Source organism: Klebsiella sp. TF21-TM (genome assembly GCF_019753495.1).
GTDB classification, from domain to species: domain Bacteria; phylum Pseudomonadota; class Gammaproteobacteria; order Enterobacterales; family Enterobacteriaceae; genus Klebsiella; species Klebsiella quasipneumoniae.
Genome location: NZ_JAIJYL010000001.1, coordinates 22233 through 44421, shown reverse-complemented (window position 1 = coordinate 44421; position 22189 = coordinate 22233). Strand labels below are relative to the sequence as shown.

At 57.2% G+C, this 22189-nt stretch carries 22 protein-coding genes; 8 read left to right on the top strand and 14 right to left on the bottom strand.

Features of this window, described 5'->3' with window-relative positions; all coding sequences use genetic code 11:
- Positions 1–4: 4 nt before the first annotated feature.
- A complete protein-coding gene (gene gltD, locus K5R89_RS00220; protein WP_032454181.1) occupies positions 5–1423 on the top strand; it encodes a glutamate synthase subunit GltD in 1419 nt (472 codons plus the stop codon).
- A gap of 55 nt (positions 1424–1478) precedes the next feature.
- Here gltD and K5R89_RS00215 read toward each other — a convergent pair whose 3' ends face one another.
- From K5R89_RS00215 to zapE, 7 genes are all read right to left on the bottom strand, one after another.
- The gene (locus K5R89_RS00215) at positions 1479–2183 is read right to left on the bottom strand and encodes an N-acetylmannosamine-6-phosphate 2-epimerase (protein ID WP_072420652.1); all 705 of its coding nucleotides are present in this window, start codon (positions 2181–2183) and stop codon (positions 1479–1481) included.
- A gap of 124 nt (positions 2184–2307) precedes the next feature.
- On the bottom strand, positions 2308–2802 hold the full coding sequence (sspB, locus tag K5R89_RS00210; RefSeq protein WP_002918465.1) for a ClpXP protease specificity-enhancing factor: 495 nt from the start codon (positions 2800–2802) through the stop codon (positions 2308–2310).
- A 3-nt stretch (positions 2803–2805) separates the two neighbouring features.
- Entirely contained in the window at positions 2806–3444 is a 639-nt protein-coding gene (gene sspA / locus K5R89_RS00205) for a stringent starvation protein SspA (protein WP_002918467.1), read from the bottom strand.
- On the bottom strand, positions 3414–3698 hold the full coding sequence (locus tag K5R89_RS00200) for a hypothetical protein (protein WP_136070768.1): 285 nt from the start codon (positions 3696–3698) through the stop codon (positions 3414–3416). Before K5R89_RS00200 ends, sspA begins: the two co-directional genes overlap by 31 nt.
- A gap of 57 nt (positions 3699–3755) precedes the next feature.
- A complete protein-coding gene (gene rpsI / locus K5R89_RS00195; protein WP_000829818.1) occupies positions 3756–4148 on the bottom strand; it encodes a 30S ribosomal protein S9 in 393 nt (130 codons plus the stop codon).
- A 15-nt stretch (positions 4149–4163) separates the two neighbouring features.
- On the bottom strand, positions 4164–4592 hold the full coding sequence (gene rplM / locus K5R89_RS00190; RefSeq protein ID WP_002918559.1) for a 50S ribosomal protein L13: 429 nt from the start codon (positions 4590–4592) through the stop codon (positions 4164–4166).
- Between the two features lie 266 nt (positions 4593–4858).
- Entirely contained in the window at positions 4859–5986 is a 1128-nt protein-coding gene (gene zapE, locus K5R89_RS00185) for a cell division protein ZapE (RefSeq protein ID WP_023291141.1), read from the bottom strand.
- A 190-nt stretch (positions 5987–6176) separates the two neighbouring features.
- Here zapE and zapG point away from each other — a divergent pair, with 190 nt between their 5' ends.
- From zapG to degS, 3 genes are all read left to right on the top strand, one after another.
- On the top strand, positions 6177–6575 hold the full coding sequence (gene zapG, locus K5R89_RS00180; RefSeq protein ID WP_012540461.1) for a Z-ring associated protein ZapG: 399 nt from the start codon (positions 6177–6179) through the stop codon (positions 6573–6575).
- 174 nt (positions 6576–6749) lie between these two features.
- The gene (gene degQ / locus K5R89_RS00175) at positions 6750–8117 is read left to right on the top strand and encodes a serine endoprotease DegQ (protein WP_017899931.1); all 1368 of its coding nucleotides are present in this window, start codon (positions 6750–6752) and stop codon (positions 8115–8117) included.
- An 87-nt stretch (positions 8118–8204) separates the two neighbouring features.
- Positions 8205–9263, top strand: a complete 1059-nt coding sequence (gene degS / locus K5R89_RS00170) for an outer membrane-stress sensor serine endopeptidase DegS (protein WP_002918568.1) — start codon at positions 8205–8207, stop codon at positions 9261–9263.
- Between the two features lie 136 nt (positions 9264–9399).
- On the opposite strand, the gene mdh is transcribed toward degS, so the two are convergent.
- On the bottom strand, positions 9400–10338 hold the full coding sequence (gene mdh / locus K5R89_RS00165) for a malate dehydrogenase (RefSeq protein ID WP_023291150.1): 939 nt from the start codon (positions 10336–10338) through the stop codon (positions 9400–9402).
- Positions 10339–10752: 414 nt separating this feature from the next.
- Here mdh and argR point away from each other — a divergent pair, with 414 nt between their 5' ends.
- The 3 genes from argR to yhcN-B all read left to right on the top strand — a co-directional run bounded on the left by argR (position 10753) and on the right by yhcN-B (position 12226).
- Complete coding sequence (gene argR / locus K5R89_RS00160) at positions 10753–11223, top strand: transcriptional regulator ArgR (RefSeq protein WP_002918625.1); 471 nt, start codon at positions 10753–10755, stop codon at positions 11221–11223.
- A gap of 373 nt (positions 11224–11596) precedes the next feature.
- Positions 11597–11860 carry a peroxide/acid stress response protein YhcN gene (yhcN, locus tag K5R89_RS00155; protein WP_017899932.1) on the top strand — a complete coding sequence of 88 codons (264 nt, stop codon included), beginning with the start codon at positions 11597–11599 and terminating at the stop codon, positions 11858–11860.
- A 99-nt stretch (positions 11861–11959) separates the two neighbouring features.
- Complete coding sequence (gene yhcN-B / locus K5R89_RS00150) at positions 11960–12226, top strand: DUF1471 family stress response protein YhcN-B (RefSeq protein ID WP_002918627.1); 267 nt, start codon at positions 11960–11962, stop codon at positions 12224–12226.
- Between the two features lie 50 nt (positions 12227–12276).
- On the opposite strand, the gene K5R89_RS00145 is transcribed toward yhcN-B, so the two are convergent.
- The 4 genes from K5R89_RS00145 to aaeX form a co-directional block, all read right to left on the bottom strand.
- A complete protein-coding gene (locus tag K5R89_RS00145) occupies positions 12277–12552 on the bottom strand; it encodes a barstar family protein (protein WP_002918629.1) in 276 nt (91 codons plus the stop codon).
- Between the two features lie 79 nt (positions 12553–12631).
- Entirely contained in the window at positions 12632–14599 is a 1968-nt protein-coding gene (gene aaeB, locus K5R89_RS00140) for a p-hydroxybenzoic acid efflux pump subunit AaeB (RefSeq protein ID WP_023291151.1), read from the bottom strand.
- Between the two features lie 5 nt (positions 14600–14604).
- Positions 14605–15537, bottom strand: a complete 933-nt coding sequence (gene aaeA / locus K5R89_RS00135; RefSeq protein WP_023291152.1) for a p-hydroxybenzoic acid efflux pump subunit AaeA — start codon at positions 15535–15537, stop codon at positions 14605–14607.
- 7 nt (positions 15538–15544) lie between these two features.
- Positions 15545–15748, bottom strand: coding sequence for a p-hydroxybenzoic acid efflux pump operon protein AaeX (aaeX, locus tag K5R89_RS00130; RefSeq protein WP_002918640.1), 204 nt, complete (start codon positions 15746–15748; stop codon positions 15545–15547).
- Positions 15749–15879: 131 nt separating this feature from the next.
- Here aaeX and aaeR point away from each other — a divergent pair, with 131 nt between their 5' ends.
- Positions 15880–16809 carry an HTH-type transcriptional activator AaeR gene (aaeR, locus tag K5R89_RS00125; protein ID WP_002918641.1) on the top strand — a complete coding sequence of 310 codons (930 nt, stop codon included), beginning with the start codon at positions 15880–15882 and terminating at the stop codon, positions 16807–16809.
- Positions 16810–16844: 35 nt separating this feature from the next.
- Here the strand turns inward: aaeR and tldD are convergent, their stop codons facing one another.
- Positions 16845–18290 (bottom strand): metalloprotease TldD, encoded by a 1446-nt coding sequence (gene tldD / locus K5R89_RS00120; RefSeq protein WP_117134298.1) that lies wholly within the window; start codon positions 18288–18290, stop codon positions 16845–16847.
- Positions 18291–18377: 87 nt separating this feature from the next.
- Positions 18378–22175 (bottom strand): AsmA2 domain-containing protein YhdP, encoded by a 3798-nt coding sequence (gene yhdP, locus K5R89_RS00115; protein ID WP_217259134.1) that lies wholly within the window; start codon positions 22173–22175, stop codon positions 18378–18380.
- Positions 22176–22189: the final 14 nt, after the last annotated feature.

Sequence of the window (22189 nt, the reverse complement as noted above, 5' to 3'; positions counted from 1 at the left end):
TAAGATGAGTCAGAACGTTTATCAATTTATCGACCTGCAGCGCGTTGATCCGCCTAAGAAACCGCTGAAGATCCGTAAAATTGAATTTGTGGAAATTTACGAGCCGTTTTCAGAAGGCCAGGCCAAGGCGCAGGCGGATCGCTGCCTCTCCTGCGGCAACCCGTACTGCGAGTGGAAGTGCCCGGTGCATAACTACATCCCGAACTGGCTGAAGCTGGCCAACGAGGGGCGTATTTTTGAGGCGGCTGAGCTGTCGCACCAGACCAACACCCTGCCGGAAGTCTGCGGGCGCGTCTGCCCGCAGGACCGCCTGTGTGAAGGCTCCTGTACGCTGAACGATGAGTTCGGCGCGGTGACCATCGGCAACATCGAACGCTATATCAATGATAAGGCATTCGAGATGGGCTGGCGTCCGGATCTCTCCGGTGTGAAACCGACCGGTAAAACCGTCGCGATCATCGGCGCTGGCCCGGCGGGCCTCGCCTGTGCCGACGTGTTGACCCGCAACGGCGTCAAGGCGGTGGTGTTTGACCGCCATCCGGAAATCGGCGGCCTGCTGACCTTCGGTATCCCGGCGTTCAAGCTGGAAAAAGAGGTGATGACCCGCCGCCGGGAGATCTTCACCGGCATGGGCATTGAGTTCAAACTCAATACCGAAGTGGGCCGCGACGTGCAGCTCGACGACCTGCTGAAAGAGTACGATGCCGTGTTCCTCGGCGTCGGCACCTATCAGTCGATGCGCGGCGGGCTGGACAATGAAGACGCCCCGGGCGTCTACGACGCGCTGCCGTTCCTGATCGCCAACACCAAGCAGATCATGGGCTTTGGCGAAACCGCCGATGAGCCCTACGTCAGCATGGAAGGCAAACGCGTGGTCGTTCTCGGCGGTGGCGATACCGCGATGGACTGCGTACGTACCTCCGTCCGCCAGAATGCGGCGCACGTGATCTGCGCCTATCGTCGTGACGAAGAGAACATGCCGGGTTCAAAACGCGAAGTGAAAAACGCGCGTGAGGAAGGCGTTGAGTTCCAGTTCAACGTCCAGCCGCTGGGCGTGGAAGTGAATGCCAACGGCAAAGTGTGCGGCGTGAAGATGGCGCGCACCGAGATGGGCCAGCCGGATGCGAAAGGCCGCCGTCGCGCGGAGATCGTCGCCGGCTCTGAGCACGTGGTGCCGGCAGACGCCGTCGTCATGGCGTTTGGCTTCCGTCCCCACAGCATGGAGTGGCTGGCGAAGCACAGCGTCGAGCTGGACTCCCAGGGCCGCATCATTGCGCCGGAAGGCAGCGAGAACGCCTTCCAGACCAGCAACCCGAAAATCTTCGCCGGTGGCGATATCGTTCGCGGTTCCGACCTGGTGGTCACCGCGATTGCGGAAGGACGTAAAGCGGCTGACGGGATCCTCAACTACCTTGAAGTCTAATTAGGCCCGGAGTCTCAGCGCATAAAAGCCCGATGGTTAACGCCATCGGGCTTTTTTATTGCCCATTCGCCGGGCAAACCGCCGCTTTCAGCGCCGTATTATACCAGCCGCAGATATGTTCTAAGCGGGTGATCGCCGAGCCGACGGTCACCGCCCACGCGCCGCAGCGCATTGCCTCAGCCGCCTGCGCAGGCGTATTGTAGCGTCCCTCAGCGACCACTCTGCAGCCCGCGGCGCTCAGGCTTTTCACCAGCGCCAGATCCGGCTCGACCGGTGTCTCCTCTGCGGTATAGCCTGAGAGGGTGGTGCCAACCATATCGAAGCCCAATTGCCAGCATTCAAGGGCATCGTCGAGAGAGGAACAATCTGCCATCGCATTTTTCCCCTGGCGGTGAATTGCCGCCAACAACGATGCGACAGAGGCCGGACGCTGACGCCGCGTGCCGTCAACCGCAATGATATCGGCCCCTGCCTGCGCCAGGGCATTCACATCCTCAAGCCACGGCGTAATACGCACCGGGCTATCATGCAGATCGCGCTTAATCAGCGCGATAACAGGCACCGTCACTAACGGACGAACGGCCTGCAGGTTGGCCAGACCTTCTATGCGCAGCGCCACCGCCCCCGCCTGCTCCGCCGCCAGCCCCATCGCCGCGACGATGGCGGGGTTATCCAGCGGGCTGCCCGGCACCGGCTGGCAGGAGACAATTAATCCGCCATGGTGACGGATACGCTGGTCCAGTTGTGCGAGTAAAGACATGTCGGCTCCCTGAAAGCTACCTGTGGCGATGACAGTACCAGCCATGGGGCGCCTCGTTTGTGGCAGAGTTAACAAAGCGGACAGACAAAAAAACAGGCCCCGCAGGGCCTGTCAGAGAAGGGATTTACTTCACCACGCGCAGCGCCGGGCGACCGCCGCGCGGCGGCGGCGTGTCGTCAGGATCGTCGTCGTGATTATCGGGCTTGTCGCCATCAATCACCGACATCACCGTTTCGCTTTCACTCTCAGGCGCGACGTCATCATCGTTGAGGCTGCTGACGTCTTCGTCATAGGCCGCTTCCGGTTCAAACATCGTGCCGGCGCCGTTCTCACGGGCATAGATGGCGAGTACCGCAGCCAGCGGGACAGATACGTTGCGCGGCACGCCGCCAAAGCGCGCGTTGAAGCGCACTTCGTCGTTCGCCAGCTCAAGATTACCTACCGCACGCGGGGCAATATTGAGAACGATTTGCCCGTCGCGCGCATACTCCATCGGCACGAGCACGCCCGGCAGCGTGACATCCACCACCAGATGCGGCGTCAGCTGGTTATCCAGCAGCCAGTCATAAAACGCCCGCAGCAGATACGGGCGACGCGGCGTCAGCTGTGATACATCCATTATTTAGCCCCGACCGAGGCGCATTTCACGCTCGGCTTCAGTTAAAGAGGCGAGGAAGGAATCACGCTCAAATACGCGAGTCATATAGCCTTTGAGCTCTTTCGCGCCTGCGCCAACCAGCTCCACACCGAGAACCGGCAGACGCCACAGCAGCGGCGCCAGGTAGCAATCCACCAGGCTGAACTCATCGCTCAGGAAGTAAGGTTTCTGGGTGAACACCGGTGCGATGGCCAGCAGTTCTTCACGCAGTTGCTTACGCGCAGCATCAGCTTGCGCTGCGGTACCGCTCTGGATGGTGTTCATCAGCGAATACCAGTCCTTCTCGATACGTTGCATATACAGACGGCTTTCGCCACGCGCCACCGGATAAACCGGCATTAACGGCGGGTGCGGGAAACGCTCATCCAGGTATTCCATAATGATGCGGGATTCCCACAGAGTGAGCTCACGATCCACCAGCGTCGGTACGCTTTGATTCGGGTTGAGGTCAATCAGATCCTGAGGCGGGTTGTCCTTCTCCACGTGCTCTATCTCAAAACTGACACCCTTCTCGGCCAGCACAATGCGGACCTGATGGCTATAGATGTCAGTAGGACCAGAAAACAGCGTCATTACCGAACGTTTGTTGGCAGCGACAGCCATGAAAACCTCCAGGTATATTCAGAATTTTGTACTGCTGCCAGCCACTCATGGCCGGCCAGATGTAAAAACCCCAGTAGCGCGATGTCACCTTCGTTCACGAATAAAACAAAAAATGAACAATCACCAGCATTTGGGCAGAAAATTGGATGATAGTTTACCAGATTTTGAAGACGTTGTGGTGAGGGGATTCTGGAAATGCTGAAAAAGTGGCAAGAACCGGCGGTAAGCTTGTGGATAACAGCCGTTTTATCCATAAAAAAACCCGCCGGAGCGGGTTTTTTCGCAAATTGTTCTGCGTGAGCAGAAAACAATTAACGTTTGGAGAACTGCGGACGACGACGTGCTTTACGCAGACCGACTTTCTTACGTTCAACCTGACGAGCGTCACGAGTGACGAAGCCAGCTTTACGCAGTTCAGAACGCAGGGACTCGTCGTACTCCATCAGAGCGCGGGTGATACCGTGACGGATCGCACCAGCCTGACCAGAGATACCACCACCTTTAACAGTGATGTACAGATCCAGTTTCTCAACCATGTCGACCAGTTCCAGCGGCTGACGAACTACCATGCGGGCAGTTTCACGACCGAAGTACTGTTCCAGAGAACGCTGGTTGATAACGATTTTGCCGTTGCCCGGTTTGATGAAAACGCGAGCTGCGGAACTTTTGCGGCGACCAGTGCCGTAGTATTGATTTTCAGCCATTGCCTATAATCCCGATTAGATGTCAAGAACTTGCGGTTGCTGTGCCGCGTGGTTGTGCTCGTTACCCGCGTAAACTTTCAGTTTACGGTACATAGCACGACCCAGCGGGCCTTTTGGCAGCATGCCTTTAACCGCGATTTCAATCACACGCTCAGGACGGCGGGCAATCATCTCTTCAAAGGTCGCTTCTTTGATACCACCGATGTGGCCGGTGTGGTGGTAGTACATTTTGTCTTCGCGCTTGTTGCCGGTAACAGCAACTTTTTCTGCGTTCAGAACGATGATGTAATCACCGGTATCAACGTGCGGAGTGTATTCCGCTTTGTGCTTACCGCGCAGGCGACGAGCCAGTTCAGTAGCCAGACGGCCCAGAGTTTTACCGGTCGCGTCAACAACATACCAGTCGCGTTTTACGGTTTCTGGTTTAGCTGTAAAAGTTTTCATTAAAAGCTTACCCAAATAATAAGTTACACGTTGGTGAACACCCAAACGTTTAGTCAGTTGAGGTTCACACGACATTGTCCAGCAAACCTACCCCTTCGAATAGCCTATGCCGGCACATAGAAAGTTTCGGGAAAAAAACCTTCTCGTAACGTGGGGTCGCAAGATTATAGAGAAGTCGGGGTCAAAGATCGACCCCTTTATGAGATTTTTCAGGCAGCTCCCGGGGCGGCCCTGCGGCCCTGAATTCGCCGGGAAAAAGTATCCTGTCAGGGCATATGCGGGCGCTTGAGGTACTCTTCGCTCTGCATCTCCTGCAGACGCGACAGACAGCGCTGAAACTCAAACTTCAGCCGCTCTCCCTGATAAATGTCGTACAGCGGCACCGCCGCGCTGACCACCAGCTTCACGTGGCGCTCATAGAACTCATCCACCAGGGCGATAAAGCGCCGGGCTTCGCTCTCCAGCTGCGCGGTCATCACCGGCACGTCGAACAGCATCACGGTGTGGAACAGGCGGGAGAGCGCGATATAGTCATGCTGGCTACGGGCATCCACGCACAACGTGGCGAACGACGCCGCCAGCGTCTGGTTTTCCACGCCGAGGGTCGGCAGCTCGCGATGGTTGATCTCCAGCGTCGGCCCGGCAGCGCGCGGCGCGCCGGCCAGCGCCAGCCACAGTTTATCCATCTGTTCGCGGGTGTCGTTATTCAGCGGCGACAGCCACAGGTGCGCCTGGGTCAGGGTACGCAAGCGATAATCGATGCCGGCATCGACGTTCATAATATCGCAATGTTGCTTGATGGCGTCGATAGCGGGCAGAAAACGGGCGCGCTGCAGGCCATTGCGATAGAGCTCATCCGGCGGAATATTGGAGGTCGCCACCAGCGTGATGCCGCGGGCGAACAGGGCCTTCATCAGCCCGCCCAACAGCATGGCGTCGGTTATATCGGAGACAAAAAACTCGTCGAAACAGAGCACGTCGGTTTCCGCTTTAAAGCGGTCGGCGACAATGTCCAGCGGGTCGCTATGGCCCTGCAGGGTGGTCAGCTCTTCGTGCACCCGCAGCATAAAGCGATGGAAATGCAGGCGCTGCTTACGCTCGCCCGGCAGGCTCTGGTAAAACAGGTCCATCAGCCAGGTTTTCCCCCGCCCCACGCCGCCCCACATATACAGGCCGCGGACGGGCGCCGCCTCGGCTGCTGGTTCGCGCTTACCCAGCAGTTTGCCGAATTTCGCGCGCAAACCGCCGCCTGACGCGACGGGCGCGGGCTGAGTCTGCAGTTCCTGGTAAATGGTATCGAGGCGGCTCACCGCTTCTTGCTGGACGTCGTCGGGTTGATGGCTGCCCTCTTTCAGGGCTGAAAGGTAACGCGATGTTGGAGACAGGCTTTGCATGATCTAATTGTTATTCCTTGAAAACCGTGATGTCGAAGCTCACGATTGACGAAAAAAAGGCCGTTCTACACTACGCGATGATACGCCAGGATTCCACTTCTGTGGAATTAGCGGTTATAGTGGCACTATCGGGCGCAGGCGGAGAGCCTAAGAGCCAACCTACGGAACCACAATACAACGGGAGATGTTCATGACCTGGGAATACGCGCTAATTGGGTTAGTCGTCGGTATCATCATTGGTGCCGTCGCCATGCGTTTCGGCAACCGCAAACTGCGCCAGCAGCAGGCGCTGCAGTTCGAACTGGAAAAGAATAAAGCCGAGCTTGAAGAGTACCGTGAAGAGCTGGTCAGCCATTTTGCGCGCAGCGCTGAGCTGCTGGATAACATGGCGCACGACTACCGTCAGCTGTATCAGCATATGGCGAAAAGCTCTAACAACCTGCTGCCGGATTCCATGGCAGACGCCAACCCGTTCCGCAACCGCCTGGAAGAGTCTGAAGCCAGCAACGATCAGGCGCCGGTCCAGATGCCGCGCGACTACTCCGAAGGCGCATCCGGATTACTGCGCGGTGGCGCAAAACGCGATTAAACAATCGCCTCTGATAAAATATTCTCCGGGCGCGCCCATCGCGCCCGCTCCTTCCCCCACTTCCCGGCTACAATTTAAACCAGTCCCCACATTGTTACCTGCGCAAAAATTCAATAACATCAGGTTATTCAGGACATTTTTCCATACACCTCAGGTTACGAGAGCCAGCATCTAATGAAGAAACAGACTTTGCTGTTGAGTGCGTTAGCGTTAAGCATTGGGTTATCGTTGTCGGTTCTGCCTCCGGCAGCAGCATCCTTACCGACTCAGGTGCCCGGCCAGGGCGCGTTACCAAGCCTGGCGCCGATGCTGGAAAAGGTCCTGCCGGCGGTAGTCAGCGTCCAGGTGGAAGGCACTGCCTCGCCGACGCTCAATATGCCGGAAGAGCTGAAGAAATATTTTGGCGATAACGCCCCGCAAGAGCAGGCGCAGCCGTTCGAAGGGCTTGGCTCCGGCGTCATTATCGACGCAGCGAAAGGCTACGTGCTGACCAATAACCACGTCATCAATCAGGCGCAGAAGATCAGCGTCCAGCTGAACGATGGTCGTGAATTTGATGCCAAACTGGTCGGTAGCGATGAACAGAGCGACATTGCTCTGCTGCAGCTGATTAAGCCGTCAAACCTGACGCAAATCGCCATTGCTGACTCCGATAAACTCCGCGTCGGCGACTTCGCCGTCGCCGTCGGCAACCCGTTCGGCCTTGGTCAGACCGCCACCTCCGGCATTATCTCTGCCCTTGGCCGCAGCGGCCTGAACCTTGAAGGGCTGGAGAATTTCATCCAGACCGATGCCTCCATCAACCGCGGCAACTCCGGCGGCGCGCTGTTGAACCTCAACGGCGAGCTTATCGGGATCAACACCGCGATCCTGGCGCCGGGCGGCGGCAGCATCGGCATCGGCTTCGCCATCCCGAGCAACATGGCGAAAACCCTCGCCGACCAGCTCATTCAGTTTGGCGAAATCAAGCGCGGCCTGCTGGGCATTAAAGGCATGGAAATGAGCGCCGATATCGCCAAGGCGATGAACCTCAACGTTCAGCGCGGCGCCTTCGTCAGTGAAGTGCTGCCAAACTCCGGGTCCGCCAAAGCGGGGATCAAATCCGGCGACGTCATCGTTAGCCTGAACGGCAAGCCGCTGAATAGTTTTGCCGAACTGCGCTCGCGGATCGCCACCACCGAGCCGGGGACCAAAGTCAAACTGGGCCTGCTGCGCGATGGAAAACCGGTCGATGTCGAAGTGACGCTGGATAAGAGCACCTCCTCCACCGCCAGCGCTGAGCTGATTATCCCGGCTCTGCAGGGTGCCTCGTTCAGCGACGGTCAGATGAAAGATGGCACCAAAGGGGTGGTGATCGATAATGTCGATAAAGGCAGCGCCGCCGCCCAGGTCGGCCTGCATAAGGATGACATTATCATTGGCCTTAACCGCGAGCGTATTCATTCGATTGCCGAATTACGCAAAGTGCTCGAAGGCAAACCGCCGGTCATCGCCCTGAACGTGATCCGCGGCAACGAAAGCATCTATCTGCTGCTGCGCTGATTGTCTCCCCGGACATCGCCGCCATGTGCGATGTCCGGACAACTCATGCTATGCTGCGCCTGACCATTCATTAACGATATCTGCATCATGCCTGGAAAGTTATTACGTTCAGTACTCATCGGTTTGCTTGTCGGGGGCCTGCTATTGGCCCTGATGCCCTCGCTGCGCCAGTGGCAGCTAGCGCCGACCACCCAGAACGATACGGCAGACGACTCCCCGGCGAGCTATAACGCCGCCGTACGCCGCGCCGCGCCCGCCGTAGTGAACGTCTATAACCGCGCCCTGAACAGCACCAGCCATAATCAGCTGACGCTTGGCTCCGGGGTGATCATGGACCAGCGCGGCTATATCCTGACCAACAAGCATGTGATTAACGATGCCGACCAGATTATCGTCGCTCTGCAGGACGGCCGGGTCTTCGAAGCGCTGCTGGTAGGCTCCGATTCCCTGACCGACCTCGCGGTGCTGAAGATCAACGCTACCGGCGGGCTGCCGGTGATCCCGATCAACCCGAAACGCACGCCGCACATCGGCGATGTGGTGCTGGCGATTGGCAACCCCTATAACCTGGGACAGACCATCACCCAGGGGATCATCAGCGCCACAGGGCGCATTGGCCTCAACCCCACCGGCCGCCAGAATTTCCTGCAGACTGACGCCTCGATCAACCACGGTAACTCCGGCGGGGCGCTGGTGAACTCCCTCGGCGAGCTGATGGGGATTAACACCCTCTCCTTTGACAAGAGCAACGACGGCGAAACGCCTGAAGGCATTGGCTTTGCGATCCCGTTCCAGTTAGCGACCAAAATTATGGACAAGCTGATCCGGGATGGCCGTGTGATCCGCGGCTATATCGGCATTAGCGGCCGGGAGATCGCCCCGCTGCACGCGCAGGGCGGCGGGATCGATCAGATCCAGGGGATCGTCGTTAACGATGTCGCGCCGGACGGACCGGCCGCGCAGGCGGGGATCCGCGCCAACGACGTGATCATCTCCGTGAATGACAAACCCGCGGTCTCCGCGCTGGAGACAATGGATCAGGTGGCCGAGATCCGCCCGGGTTCAGAAATTCCGGTGGTCATCATGCGTGATGATAAGAAAATCACGCTCCATATCGCCGTCCAGGAATACCCGGCCACCAACTAAGCGGCTCCCCGTTTGGGGAGCCACGTTAATCGCTAAATACCAGACCGGCCGGGAATCTGACCAGAAACCCGGTCATCATGAATGCAAGACAATAAAAAGCCGGAACAACAGTTCCGGCTTTTTTGAGCGTGCGAGGTTACTTGTTGACGAAGTCTTCGCCGAGCGCGATATCTTTCTTCAGGGTGTCCAGCATGCCTTCCAGCGCCTGCTGCTCAAAGGCGCTGAGTTTGCCGATAGACTGACGCTCTTCTACGCCATTCTTCCCCAGCAGCAGCGGCTGAGAGAAGAAACGCGCATACTGGCCGTCGCCTTCCACGTAGGCGCACTCCACTACGCCTTTTTCTCCCTGCATGGCGCGAACCAGAGAAAGGCCAAAGCGCGCAGCCGCCTGACCCATCGACAAGGTCGCCGACCCGCCGCCCGCTTTCGCTTCCACGACCTCGGTACCGGCGTTTTGAATGCGTTTAGTCAGATCGGCCACTTCCTGATCGCTAAAGCTGACGCCCGGGATCTGCGACAGTAAAGGCAGAATGGTGACCCCGGAGTGACCGCCAATAACCGGGACTTCCACCTCGGTTGCCGATTGACCTTTCAGCTCCGCCACAAAGGTATTGGAGCGGATGATGTCCAGCGTAGTCACGCCGAACAGTTTGTTTTTATCGTACACGCCGGCTTTTTTCAGCACTTCGGCGGCGATGGCCACGGTGGTGTTCACCGGGTTGGTAATAATGCCGATGCAGGCCTGCGGGCAGGTTTTGGCAATCTGCTGCACGAGGTTCTTAACGATACCCGCATTCACATTAAACAGGTCGGAACGATCCATGCCGGGCTTACGCGCTACGCCCGCGGAGATCAGCACCACATCAGCGCCTTCCAGCGCCGGGGTAGCATCTTCACCGGAAAATCCTTTAATTTTTACATCTGTGGGGATATGACTTAGATCTACCGCCACGCCCGGCGTAACCGGAGCGATGTCGTACAACGAGAGCTCTGAACCTGAAGGCAGTTGGGTCTTAAGTAGTAGGGCAAGCGCCTGGCCGATACCACCGGCAGCGCCAAGGACTGCAACTTTCATCCTAAACTCCTTATTATGGTTAATTTAGTCTTTCGTTATTCCGTCGCCTGGACCTTAATTCACAAGATGAACAATTACAATGATTATGGCTGAAGAATGCATTATTGTGCGTAGCAATAGAACAGCGGCGCACTTTATGCTTCCTGACTGACCATCCAGCAAAGCGAAGTACCGGATCGACTATTGGTTACAATACACCCAGCCAGTTGCGCAAAACAACACCAACTCAATAACATTTCATTTACTTTTACATGCCTTTAAGCGTTGTGATGAGAACATGTTCCTTATACGGTTTTTTTGCTAAAATATGCCCCCTTCATAACATTATTGACCTATCCCCTCGCGGATTATTTGCATAAAAATTCACGGTTATGCATAATGATGTTGATTTTACCACCATAATCTGGGTGACTTATGCGAAGTTCGGCAAAACAAGAAGAACTGGTTAAAGCGTTTAAAGCGCTGCTTAAAGAAGAGAAATTCAGCTCGCAGGGAGAGATCGTCCAGGCGCTGCAGGAAGAAGGCTTCGAGAATATCAACCAATCGAAGGTTTCCCGCATGCTCACCAAATTTGGCGCGGTTCGTACCCGTAACGCCAAAATGGAAATGGTCTATTGCCTGCCTGCCGAGCTTGGCGTGCCGACCACCTCCAGCCCGCTGAAAAATCTGGTGCTGGATATCGATTATAACGATGCCGTCGTGGTGATTCACACCAGCCCCGGGGCAGCGCAGCTGATCGCCCGTCTTCTCGACTCGCTGGGCAAGGCGGAAGGTATTCTTGGCAGCATCGCCGGGGATGACACCATCTTCACCACGCCAGCGCGCGGTTTCACAGTGAAAGATCTGCACGACGCTATCCTGGTGCTGTTCGAACAGGAACTCTGAGCATTCCCCTCTGGCAACCGTCAGAGGGTGATTCCCCCTCTTCTCTCCCTCCCCCCTTTCAACTCAACAAAAATTTAACATTTCGTGTGATTTAGCCTGTCTATACGTTCTTTTACGTAAGGGAAACGCCTAAAACGCACGAAAGATCAAAATCGTATACCTTTATGATTTTATTAGAAATAAAACTTATCTCTGTCGGTGACTCGTCATTTTTAATTCTTATCGGTTATAAAAAGCGCAATTTATTGTAACTATTAACGCACAAAACAATTAGCATGGTATTAATATTTTTGGTGATTAGTGTATACTTGTTTTTGTGATGAGGGTCACGAAACAAAGACCCTCAACAAAAAGATTCGACGAGGTGAACATCATGAAAATCAAAACCACTGTAGCAGCTCTCAGCATCCTGTCCGTCATGTCGTTTGGCGCTTTCGCCGCTGATGTTATCAACAGCGAGCAAGCCCAGGGCCGCGAGGCCATCGGTACAGTTTCCGTCGGCGCGGTAGCCTCTTCCCCGATGGATATGCATGAAATGCTGAACAAAAAAGCGCAGGAAGAAGGGGCTTCTTCTTACCGCATTATCGAAGCCCGCACTGGCGACCACTGGCATGCCACTGCTGAGCTGTATAAATAAGTTTTAGATCGTCAACGATTAACCCGACAAAAATTCTCTACCGCGGCCCGGCCTCATTCATCGCCCCGCCGCGGCAAAACAAAGACTGGAGTAAAGATTATGAAACGCGCAATGATCATCGCATCCCTTGGCCTGGCTTCCCTTCTCTCTTTCGGCGCTAGCGCGGCCGTGCAGCAAGTGAACGCTGAGCAAGCCCAGAACCTGCAGTCCATGGGCACCATCTCGGTTTCCCAGGTAGGTAGTGCGCCAATGGACATGCGTCAGGAACTGGCCGCTAAAGCCGAGAAAGAAGGCGCCAGCAGCTACCGTATTATTGAAGCACGTACCGGCGATAGCTGGCACGCCACCGCTGAGCTGTACAAATAAACCCTCGTCGTCTTATTTCGACGACTTGCCCCCGCCTGCCGGGGGCTTTTTTATGCCTGCCGGGCGTTAAAACGTAACTCCCCCTCCAGCTCTTCCTCTGCTTCATCAAATAATAAAATTAACGCCCCAAAGCGCCGACGCTGCTTGTCATTTAAATGGATGAACTCAATGTCCAGCGGCAGCGGCAGCAGCCCACCGGTCACCGCGTCCCATAGCGAATCAAGGTTGTTGACCTTATCCTGTGCCAGCTCAAAGGTGCGGGAAAACTCCCGGTAGAAATCCTGTTGCTCGGCGATTTCGTCAAAATCAAACGTATAGGTGGTCATGGCAGCCCCTCCCGCTTCTCTTCCTGTCGCCGTTAAGTATAGCGATAAAAAACCCGACGCCTGGGCGTCGGTTTATGGGTTAACTGCTGGTCAGCACATGCTGGTACTTGTGCAACATCTCAACCAGTCGCCGTACCGGCTCGGTCACCTGCGGCGAAGCCTCCCAGACCCGCAGCTTCTCCTGATAAACATCAAGCTCCGCCAGCAGCCGGGTAAAGTAGCGCCGACGCTTATCATCGCTCCCGGCGGAGATCACATGATCCGCGGTACGTCGCAACTGGCGATGGAACGCCGACAGATCCTCATTCACCGGCACGGGCGCATCGCGCAGGCGCTGGTGGGCAATGATTAACGTCAACGCCAGTCGGAAACGAGCGACATCGCCGGGGAATTTGTTGAGCAATAAAAACAGCTGCTGATAGAGCGCGGGCAGATGATTCTCTTTGCGACGCGCCGAGTTGGTGGTCAGCGAAGAGACCGCCGCGGAGACAAACTGGTTCAGCAGCACCCGACCGGTTCTTGCCCGGGAGTTATCCCTGACAATGAGAATAACCATCAGGGCGAGGAAACAACCGACGATCTGCCCCAGCGCGCTATCGAGGAACTGACTGAACTGGAACTGCATCGGGTTATCCAGCACCAGAATGTTGATGGTGCTCGCCAGCGCCCCCAGCGATCCGAGGCGCCTTTTCTGCACTTCGATACCGATAAAAAACGCCATCGCCGCCAGGCTGATACAAAGCAACAGCATACTCTGCTGCGTCGCCGGCATGATCACCAGAAAGTACAGGGTACCCAGCGGTAACGCCGCCAGAGTACCGTAGAGGAAGTCTATCGCCACCATTCGCGGGTTAGGCAAGCGCATCGCCAGCGCGGTAACCACGGCAATCATTACCATCGCGCCGCTGCCTGAGGTCCAGCCCGTCCACAGCCAGAACAGCGTCCCAAGGATACAGGAGACGGAGGTACGCCAGAAGTTCACCATCGCGTGGTGACGCTCGGCGGACTCCACTTTAACCACCGTTTCGCCGCGCAAGACACCGTCTTCGATGCGGCTGATTTTGGTGTTGCCCACCACGCCACGCTTAAGCAGCAGGTAACGGGTAGCTGCGCCTACCCAGCTGTAGATGGTGACCGGCGTATTATGCTCGCCTTTCCATGTCAGGAAGCGACGCATACGCTTCAGCTGCTGGTGAACATCCTGCACCGTCTCAACCGGCTCAGCGAACAGCTCGCGGTAGTCGTCCGTCACCATTTCCGGGCGCGAGTTCTGAATCAGGTAGGTTTCGCAAGCCTGGGTGATAAGCGTTAGCGAGAGGGTATTGATCGCCTTCAGGCGTTGATTCGCCTTAGCCCAGCGAGAGGACTCCATAATCAGGTTACTGCGCATTCCTTCCAGCGCCGTGGTGCGACGCACCAGCGCTCCCCAGGCCTGATCCACTTCATCTTTTTCGCCGTGCGCAACGCATAACTGCATCAGCTTATACTGCGCAATCAGCAGGTTATCCAGTTCAAGGTCGATCTCTTTTTTAATCGAACGCGGGGAGAACAGCAGATCGGCGACGATGGCGCTGACAATCCCGATGACGATTTCGCTGCAGCGCTCAACGGCAAACTGCGGCGCCAGCATCGGATCGGTGTGGATGGTAATAATGATAATCAGCGCGGTGTATCCGGCCAGCCCCCAGGCATAGGAGTTTTCGACCTTGACCAGCGACGAAACCCAGGTACAAAACCCGGCCCACAGGCAGCAGACCAGCATCATCAGCAGAGGGGCGCGGATCATCAGGATGATGATGACCAGCGCCGCAATACAGCCAATAAAGGTCCCGGCAATACGCAACATGCCGCGATAGCGGATCGCGCCGGAGTACGGCTCTCCCCCGGCGGCAAAGGCCGGGCCAGCGGCGACAATCGCCGCGGTCAGCACCGCCCAGCGCGGCGTTTCGAGCTGAAAATGGAAGCCGACGAACAGCGCCAACACCACCGCGCATGCAAGCTTAATAGCAAAGCGGAGATGCTGGGGAGCAATAGTATATGTCCCCATAGCGATTAACCGAATTCGCGCAGGCGCATAGCCAGTTTCTGGAAGAAGTTGGCCTGGCTGGTATCACGGTCTTCTTTACCGGTGATCACCACCGTCGCCGTCGTGCCCGATGGCCACAGATTCCCCTGCTGGTGGTCAAGGCGAATACGAACCGGCACACGCTGCGCCAGACGCACCCATTCAAGGTTGGAATCCACCGAAGCCATCCCTTTCGAGTCGCTGCTGCTGCTGGCGTTGGTTACCCCCGCAGCGATACTGTCCACCGTGCCTTTAATGGTTTTGCTGCTGCCAAGTGGGGTAATTTCCGCCCGATATCCAGGGCGGACGCCTTCCAGTTTGGTCTCTTCCAGATAGGCCATGACGTAAAATGTATTCTCTTTCACCAGCGCCACCGCCGTGGAGCCGCGAGTGATAAATTCCCCGGTATAGACGTTAAGGTTGGTCACCCAGCCATCAGCGGGGGCGCGAATCTCTGTGCGCTGCAGGTCCAGTCTGGCCAGGTCGCGGCTGGCCACCGCTTTCGCCAGCTGATGCTCAACGGTCTGCAGCACGTTGTTCGCCTGGTCAATCTCTTCCCGCGACATCGCCTGGACGCCAAGCTTATTACGCCGACCGGCTTCGACACGTTTTTCCTGGGCTAAGGTCTGGTAGTAGGCGACATCGGCTTCCGCCTGCGCCAGCGCTTTTTGGTAACGAGGTTGATCAATAACGAACAATACCTGGTCTTTCTTAACCAGTTGGTTATCCTTGACGTTTACCTGGGAAATCAGCCCGGAGACGTCGGGAGCAATGGCCACAATGTCGGCGCTAAAGCGCGCATCCCGCGTCCACGGCGAGGCGGTGTAGTAAACCCAGGCGCGGAAAATCGCCACGAAGGCCAAAATGACCAGTATCACGGTAATAGCGGTACGGAGGATATTTCTTGTTAGTGTTTTCACATCAACCTCAAACGAACAAGCGCGATATCAAATAAAAAAGGCAGCAATATAGCGCCGTATTAAACAGTGCAGGGTGCCAGACAAAATCGTAAATGCCGGTCGGAACCAGCAATCGGTGCACCAGCCAGAAGATGGCCAGCGACAAAAGCAACTCGAAGAAGATCGGCGGAAACGATAAGCCGAAAATCACGATGACAGGAAACAGACTCATGATGACCTTGAATAAGAAGCGTACAGGTAGTGAGCAGATGCGTTTATTATGTAGCTAACAATATATTAACGTAACGATTGCCGCATTATCTACAATGTGTGATCTAAATCACTTTTAAGCCAGAGTGAATAATGGAACGATTAAAGCGCATGTCCGTTTTCGCCAAAGTGGTCGAATTAGGTTCCTTCACCGCAGCGGCCCGCCAGCTTCAGATGAGCGTTTCCTCGATCAGTCAGACCGTCGCCAAACTGGAAGATGAACTGCAGGTGAAGCTACTCAACCGCAGCACCCGCAGCCTTGGCTTAACGGAAGCAGGTAAAATTTACTATCAGGGCTGCCGTAGGATGCTGTTTGAAGCACAGGATGTCCATGAGCAATTATACGCATTTAACAACACCCCCATCGGAACGCTGCGTATCGGCTGCTCTTCAACTATGGCACAGAATGTTCTGGCGCGCATAACGGCGAAAATGCTGAAAGAATACCCCGGGCTCTCCGTCAATCTGGTCACCGGCATACCTGCCCCGGACCTGATCGCCGACGGTCTTGACGTGGTGATCCGCGTGGGCGCCCTGCAGGATTCCAGTCTTTTTTCCCGCCGTCTGGGCTCAATGCCGATGGTGTTGTGCGCCGCGAAAAGCTATCTGGCGCAGGCTGGCAATCCGGAGAAACCGGCCGATCTTGCCGGGCATGCCTGGCTGGAATATAGCGTGCGGCCGGACAATGAGTTTGTCATTATCGCGCCGGAAGGGATCTCAACCCGCCTGACCCCGCAGGGGCGCTTTGTGACCAATGACCCCATGACGCTGGTGCGCTGGCTGACCGCCGGGGTGGGTATCGCCTATGTGCCGTTGATGTGGGCGATCGAAGAGATCAATCGCGGTGAGCTTGAGATCCTGCTGCCGAGCTACCAGTCCGATCCGCGTCCGGTCTACGCCCTGTACACCGAAAAGGATAAACTGCCGCTGAAAGTGCAGGTCTGTATCAATTATCTGACGGAGTATTTTGTCGACGTGGCGAAGATCTATCAGGGGATGCACGGCAGAGGGATCGCCCGCTGAAGCGGTTCCCGGCGACGCCGGGAACCCGCTCAGGATCAGGCAGTGCCGCCGACGGTGAGGTTATCGACCTTCAGGGTCGGCTGGCCAACGCCCACCGGCACGCTCTGGCCCTCTTTACCACAGACGCCGACGCCGTTATCCAGACGCAGATCGTTACCCACCATCGAAATCTGCTGCATAGTCTCAATCCCGGAGCCGATCAGGGTAGCGCCTTTCACCGCCTTCGTGACCTTGCCTTTTTCGATCAGATAGGCCTCGGAGGTGGAGAAGACAAACTTACCGGAGGTGATATCCACCTGCCCGCCGCCGAAGTTAGGCGCGAAGATACCGTAGTCCACCGACTCGATAATCTCCTGCGGCGTGGACTGGCCCGCCAGCATATAGGTGTTGGTCATACGCGGCATCGGCAGATGGGCATAGGATTCACGGCGGCCGTTGCCGGTCGGCGCGACGTCCATCAGACGCGCATTGAGTTTATCCTGCATGTAGCCTTTCAGGATGCCGTTTTCGATCAGCACATTGTATTGACCCGGCGTGCCTTCGTCATCGATGGCCACCGAGCCACGACGGTCGACGATGGTGCCGTCGTCCACGACGGTGCACAGCTCAGAGGCGACTAATTCCCCCATATGGCCGCTAAAGACCGAGGTGCCGCGACGGTTGAAATCGCCTTCCAGGCCGTGACCGACCGCTTCGTGCAGCAGGACGCCAGGCCAGCCGGCGCCGAGCACCACCGGCAGCATCCCCGCCGGGGCGGCGACCGCCGAGAGGTTAACCAGCGCCATGCGCACCGCTTCTTTCGCCCAGGCGTCGGCCCGTACTTCGCCCTCCTGAGAGGCGAGGAAATAGTCATAGCCAAAACGCCCGCCGCCGCCGCTGCTGCCGCGCTCGCGTTTGCCGTCCTCCTCCACCAGCACGCTGACCGAGAGGCGCACCAGCGGACGAACGTCGGCGGCCAGAGTGCCGTCGGTGGCGGCCACCAGAATCAGCTCATAGACCCCGCTCAGGCTGGCCGAAACCTCCTGCACGCGCTGGTCCGCCGCGCGGGCGACTTTGTCTACCCGGCGGAGAATATCCAGCTTCTCTTCCCGGCTCATACTCTGCAGCGGGTCGATGCTGGTATAGAGGGCGCTGTGCTCTACGGCGCCGAGGGTCTGTACTTTGCCATTGCCCGTCTCGCGCACAATGGTCCGCGCCGCCTGGGCGCTCTGCTCCAGCGCCAGCTTGCTGATCTGGTCAGCGTAGGCAAAGCCCGTTTTTTCGCCGCTGACGGCGCGCACGCCTACGCCCTGGTCGATATTGTACGACCCATCTTTAATGATGCTGTCTTCCAGAACCCAGGATTCGTGATAGCTCGATTGAAAATAGAGATCGCCGTAATCGAGGCGGCGCTCGGTCAGTTGACCAAGAATGGCAAACAGGTCCTGATGATTCAGGCCATTTGCCGACAGTAATTGTTCACTTACCAGGTTCAGACTCATCGTTATGCTACTCGTTTGTTGCCGCCTGACAGGCGGAAATACAGAAGGCTTCTATTGAGATTGCGGCAATTCCCGGCAATCGTCAAATCATTGCTTTTTGTTGCTGCGCGCCTGGCGCAGCACTTCATTGATCTGCGGCTGGTCAATCGGGCCGGTGATGCGATAGCGCAGTATCGAGACTTTGTTCCACAGCGGCCCCAGCACCTTGCTGGCGGCAAACACCGCCGCGCCGACAATCGGGTTGACGGCGAAGGCCGCCGCCACGCCGACGGTCGCGGATATCTCCGGCGCCACCACCGCCTGCAGGTCCAGATGACGACGCACCAGATCGACCGACCCTTTCATGGCAATGTCCGCCTCCAGGCCATCCACCAGCGTATCATCGGTATGCAGTACAGCATCCTTAATCCAGGCCGTACTGTTAATCGAGTCGAAGTAAAATCCTTCGCTAAAGGTATCGCTGAAGTCGAAGCGCAGTTTGCGCAGCAGGGCATCGACGCTCAGCAAACGCAGCAGCTGGCCTGCGTGTCCGGTACTCAGGTCGGTAAACTGACCCTTGCCGAGGTGGCTTTTAATGATCCCATTGAGCGACGCGACATCGGGTGACCAGGGCGGCGCGCGCCAGTGCAGATCGTAGTCGATATCAAACGGCGAATCCTTCACCGGTGTGGAAACGCCAAAGAAATCCGCAAATTCATCCGTTTTATTGCCATGCAGTCTGCCTTTCAGCGAGGTGCGCACCCCGGAAGGGGCGTTAACCCACACGCCGTCGGTCGTCAGCCGGCCAAACCCGGTATCCACCAGGCCATTGGAGAGCGTTAAGGTATCGCCCTTGATCGCCACATCGCCGTCGATACGGCCATATTTTTGCCCCCACAGCCAGCATTCCGCGCAGCGCAGCTGCAGATCGGGCCAACCGTGGAAATCCGGCCGCGTCTCCGCCTGCGGGGCCACGTTCTCCGTTCCGCCCTTGCCGCTGGCGCTGGCCGGGTTGAAATAGAGATAACGCACATTTGCCAGCCACGGGGCATTGTCGCGCATCGTCAGGGTGGCGTTGATCTCGCGCCCCTGCGCCTCAACCTGTGAACCGCCGGTGACCGGCTGCGACATCAGACTCACGTTGTTCCATTGCTGGCCGGCCAGCGCAAGCGACGGCGTACGCAGCACAATGCGCGGTGGAAAGAGGACGCTGCTGCTGACTTCATTCGCCGCGCCCTTCTGGAACAGCGCCAGCCACTGCGCGCCATCCATCGGCGGCAGATTGAGCTCAACGCCGGGCTGGTCGGGCAGCGGAGAGGGGCCTTTGCTGTCCGTCGTGAGGATCGCTCTGTCCAGCGTCAGCTTACGGTTCAGCAACCAGCGGCTGTTGATATGATTCTTCGCGCCAACGGAACCGGTCAGGTCGAAGCTGCTCAGACCGCCGGCAACATTAATTTTGACCGGCAGGGGTTCGCCAGCGGGCTTGTTGACCGGTGAAGGTAAGTGACTGCTCACATTCTTCAGATCGCCATTGATATCAACCTTATAGCTGGCATTGCCATGGTACGGCAGTTCGATAGCGACTTTACCCTCCCACGGAACGCTACCGCTCAGCGCCTCATTAACCGCTTTCGGCAGCAGCCCGGTGCGCGACGGTTGCCAGCTGGCGTTCATCCCGACATCCACCAGAAATGCTTTTTCGCCTTCGCGGGTGGAAAAATTGAGGTTCAGCGGCTGATTAAACCAGGTCGCGCTCAACGTTTGACTATTAAGATCGCCATTCACAAAGCTGAAATTACCGCTCAGATTCTGCAGCGTGGTATCTAACGGCTTGATAAACAGATCGTTATTCTGCAGATGCACATCGCCTTTCGCGGTGGTCATTTCGCCATCGAGGGGAATGTTCAGATGTAAGCGAGCGCTTACATCACCATCCAGCTGCAGGGAATCCAGCGCCGCTCCCAGGGTCTCTTTCAGCGGCGTGGTGTTGAAATAAGGTCCCACCTCTTTCCCCGGGCCTTTGATATCGGCATCAATCAGCAGTTTTTCCTGTGCATAATCCGGGATCGCGGCATCGAGATTGCTGGCGGTTACGTTGCCGAGCATCGCTTTCTCCGCCCGCATCCACAGGCCGCTGTTGATAAAATTAAGGTCGATATTCAACCCGGTCAGCGCCGGCCAGTCCGGTTGAAAAGCGAAAGTGGCATTCTTCAGCGGGACGTAAACCTGGAACTGTCCTTCGTTGTGCGGATACGGGAACAGATGTGGGTTGCCGCCATACACCAGCGTCGCATCGCGTGCCTGTCCGGCTTTTATCGCGCTGCTGAGATAGTCCACCAGCGCTTTGCCCATCAGGTTTTCCGGGAAGTAACGCCACGCCTGGCCGCCATCGTTGGTGCTGATCCCCGCCAGAATGCCCAGCCAGGGATCGTCCCCCTGCGGTTGCAGATAGCGGAAGCCGCCGCGGGCGCGTACCCCCGTCGCCTGCACGTCAATATCGCGGCCATCAAGCATAAACCCTTTGTCATTTTTTACCCAGCTGAGGGTGGCTTCGCCAGCGGCGATCTCCAGCGGGGCCCGGAAAACACCGGTATACGGCATCAGCGCCTTCGTCATGCGCGCGCGCAGTTCCCCATGCTCAACGCTGCCATTCAGGCTGCCGGAAAAGTGTTCCGCTCCCGGCAGGAGCTTCCACTGCTTCCACGCCAGATCGCTCCACTGCGCCTGAAAGCGCGTTTTCTCCGTCGCCTGCAGGGGAATATCGAGAGCCAGCAGGTTGATTTTGCCGCTGGGCTGCGTGGTGCGCCAGAGTTCGCCCAATGAAGGCGCCAGCTTATCGGCAAACGGCTGCAGTCCGCTCAGACCGCTGAGGGCTAAGTTGCTGGCGCGAATACGTAATTCATCGCTACGCTGATGACCGTCGCCACCGACATCCTGCGCAGGGATCCACGCCATCGCCAGCGCGCCGCTTGGCCAGGGTTTATCGTCGATCGCGATCCGCGTATCGGGAATGTAGAAGCCCCAGCTCTGCTTGTCATGGGAGAGATGCGCCGTCAGGTTATCCACTGACAGGTGATGAACCTTGCTATCCCCCTGCCAGCTGGCGCCCCCTTTTTTCAGCCATACGTCGCCGCTGGCCACATCGCCTTTTTCAATGGTCATCCAGCCTTCGAGGCTGAAGCGGGCGCTTTTCAGGGCAATATTGTCCTGCATCCAGCGGCCCAGCCAGGGCTTGACGTCAATATCGTCAGCCTGCAGCCAGACCCGGCCTTTGTTCAGCAGGCCATCCTCATCGCGGAGATCCATCCGCACCTGCATGACGCCATGCTGGCCGGTGAGACTGGAAAGGCTGAGCTGCCCCTCGGCGCGGTGACGGTTCCTGCCGTTCAGCCAGGTCAGCTGCGGGACCGCCAGCTCCGCCCGCTGACCGGAAATAGTCAGGAAGCTCAGATGGCTGTCGCGCAGAGTAAAGTGGTCGAACTGACGTAAAAAGAGATCGCTGACGCGGTCGGTTTTCAGGCTTTCACCGCCGTCATTGGTCTGAATAGGGGTATTGGTATGGATCTGCAGCTGCCAGAAGGTGAGATCACGGAACTGCCAGCGCATATGCAACAGACTCTGCCAGACGTCCAGCGCCAGGGTCACGCGCTTGACCGCCATTGTCCCGCCATCTTTCAGCCCGACATGAATATCGCGGACATCTAATGTTGGGCCAAAAGTTTGCCAGCTGGCGGCGATCTGCGAGGCATCCACCGGCGTGCCGGTGAGAGAGGAGATCTTCTCCAGCAGCTGCGGACGCCAGGCATCGAGCTGCGGCAACACGAGACGCAAGCCACTCACCAGCAGCGCGACGATAACAATCAGTGTTGCCACGGTGAGCAATAAAATCCCGGGCAGTCGCCTCACGCCTCTCTCCTTGT

Bases quoted from the DNA above. Each gene is read 5' to 3' on its own strand.
- zapG (WP_012540461.1), top strand. From the start codon at position 6,177: ATGACCTGGGAATACGCGCTAATTGGGTTAGTCGTCGGTATCATCATT.
- rplM (WP_002918559.1), bottom strand. From the start codon at position 4,592: ATGAAAACTTTTACAGCTAAACCAGAAACCGTAAAACGCGACTGGTAT.
- K5R89_RS00145 (WP_002918629.1), bottom strand. From the start codon at position 12,552: ATGACCACCTATACGTTTGATTTTGACGAAATCGCCGAGCAACAGGAT.
- tldD (WP_117134298.1), bottom strand. From the start codon at position 18,290: ATGAGTCTGAACCTGGTAAGTGAACAATTACTGTCGGCAAATGGCCTG.
- mdh (WP_023291150.1), bottom strand. From the start codon at position 10,338: ATGAAAGTTGCAGTCCTTGGCGCTGCCGGTGGTATCGGCCAGGCGCTT.
- aaeB (WP_023291151.1), bottom strand. From the start codon at position 14,599: ATGGGGACATATACTATTGCTCCCCAGCATCTCCGCTTTGCTATTAAG.
- K5R89_RS00215 (WP_072420652.1), bottom strand. From the start codon at position 2,183: ATGTCTTTACTCGCACAACTGGACCAGCGTATCCGTCACCATGGCGGA.
- gltD (WP_032454181.1), top strand. From the start codon at position 5: ATGAGTCAGAACGTTTATCAATTTATCGACCTGCAGCGCGTTGATCCG.
- degQ (WP_017899931.1), top strand. From the start codon at position 6,750: ATGAAGAAACAGACTTTGCTGTTGAGTGCGTTAGCGTTAAGCATTGGG.
- degS (WP_002918568.1), top strand. From the start codon at position 8,205: ATGCCTGGAAAGTTATTACGTTCAGTACTCATCGGTTTGCTTGTCGGG.
- argR (WP_002918625.1), top strand. From the start codon at position 10,753: ATGCGAAGTTCGGCAAAACAAGAAGAACTGGTTAAAGCGTTTAAAGCG.
- K5R89_RS00200 (WP_136070768.1), bottom strand. From the start codon at position 3,698: ATGGATAAAACGGCTGTTATCCACAAGCTTACCGCCGGTTCTTGCCAC.
- rpsI (WP_000829818.1), bottom strand. From the start codon at position 4,148: ATGGCTGAAAATCAATACTACGGCACTGGTCGCCGCAAAAGTTCCGCA.
- sspB (WP_002918465.1), bottom strand. From the start codon at position 2,802: ATGGATGTATCACAGCTGACGCCGCGTCGCCCGTATCTGCTGCGGGCG.
- aaeR (WP_002918641.1), top strand. From the start codon at position 15,880: ATGGAACGATTAAAGCGCATGTCCGTTTTCGCCAAAGTGGTCGAATTA.
- aaeX (WP_002918640.1), bottom strand. From the start codon at position 15,748: ATGAGTCTGTTTCCTGTCATCGTGATTTTCGGCTTATCGTTTCCGCCG.
- yhcN-B (WP_002918627.1), top strand. From the start codon at position 11,960: ATGAAACGCGCAATGATCATCGCATCCCTTGGCCTGGCTTCCCTTCTC.
- yhcN (WP_017899932.1), top strand. From the start codon at position 11,597: ATGAAAATCAAAACCACTGTAGCAGCTCTCAGCATCCTGTCCGTCATG.
- zapE (WP_023291141.1), bottom strand. From the start codon at position 5,986: ATGCAAAGCCTGTCTCCAACATCGCGTTACCTTTCAGCCCTGAAAGAG.
- sspA (WP_002918467.1), bottom strand. From the start codon at position 3,444: ATGGCTGTCGCTGCCAACAAACGTTCGGTAATGACGCTGTTTTCTGGT.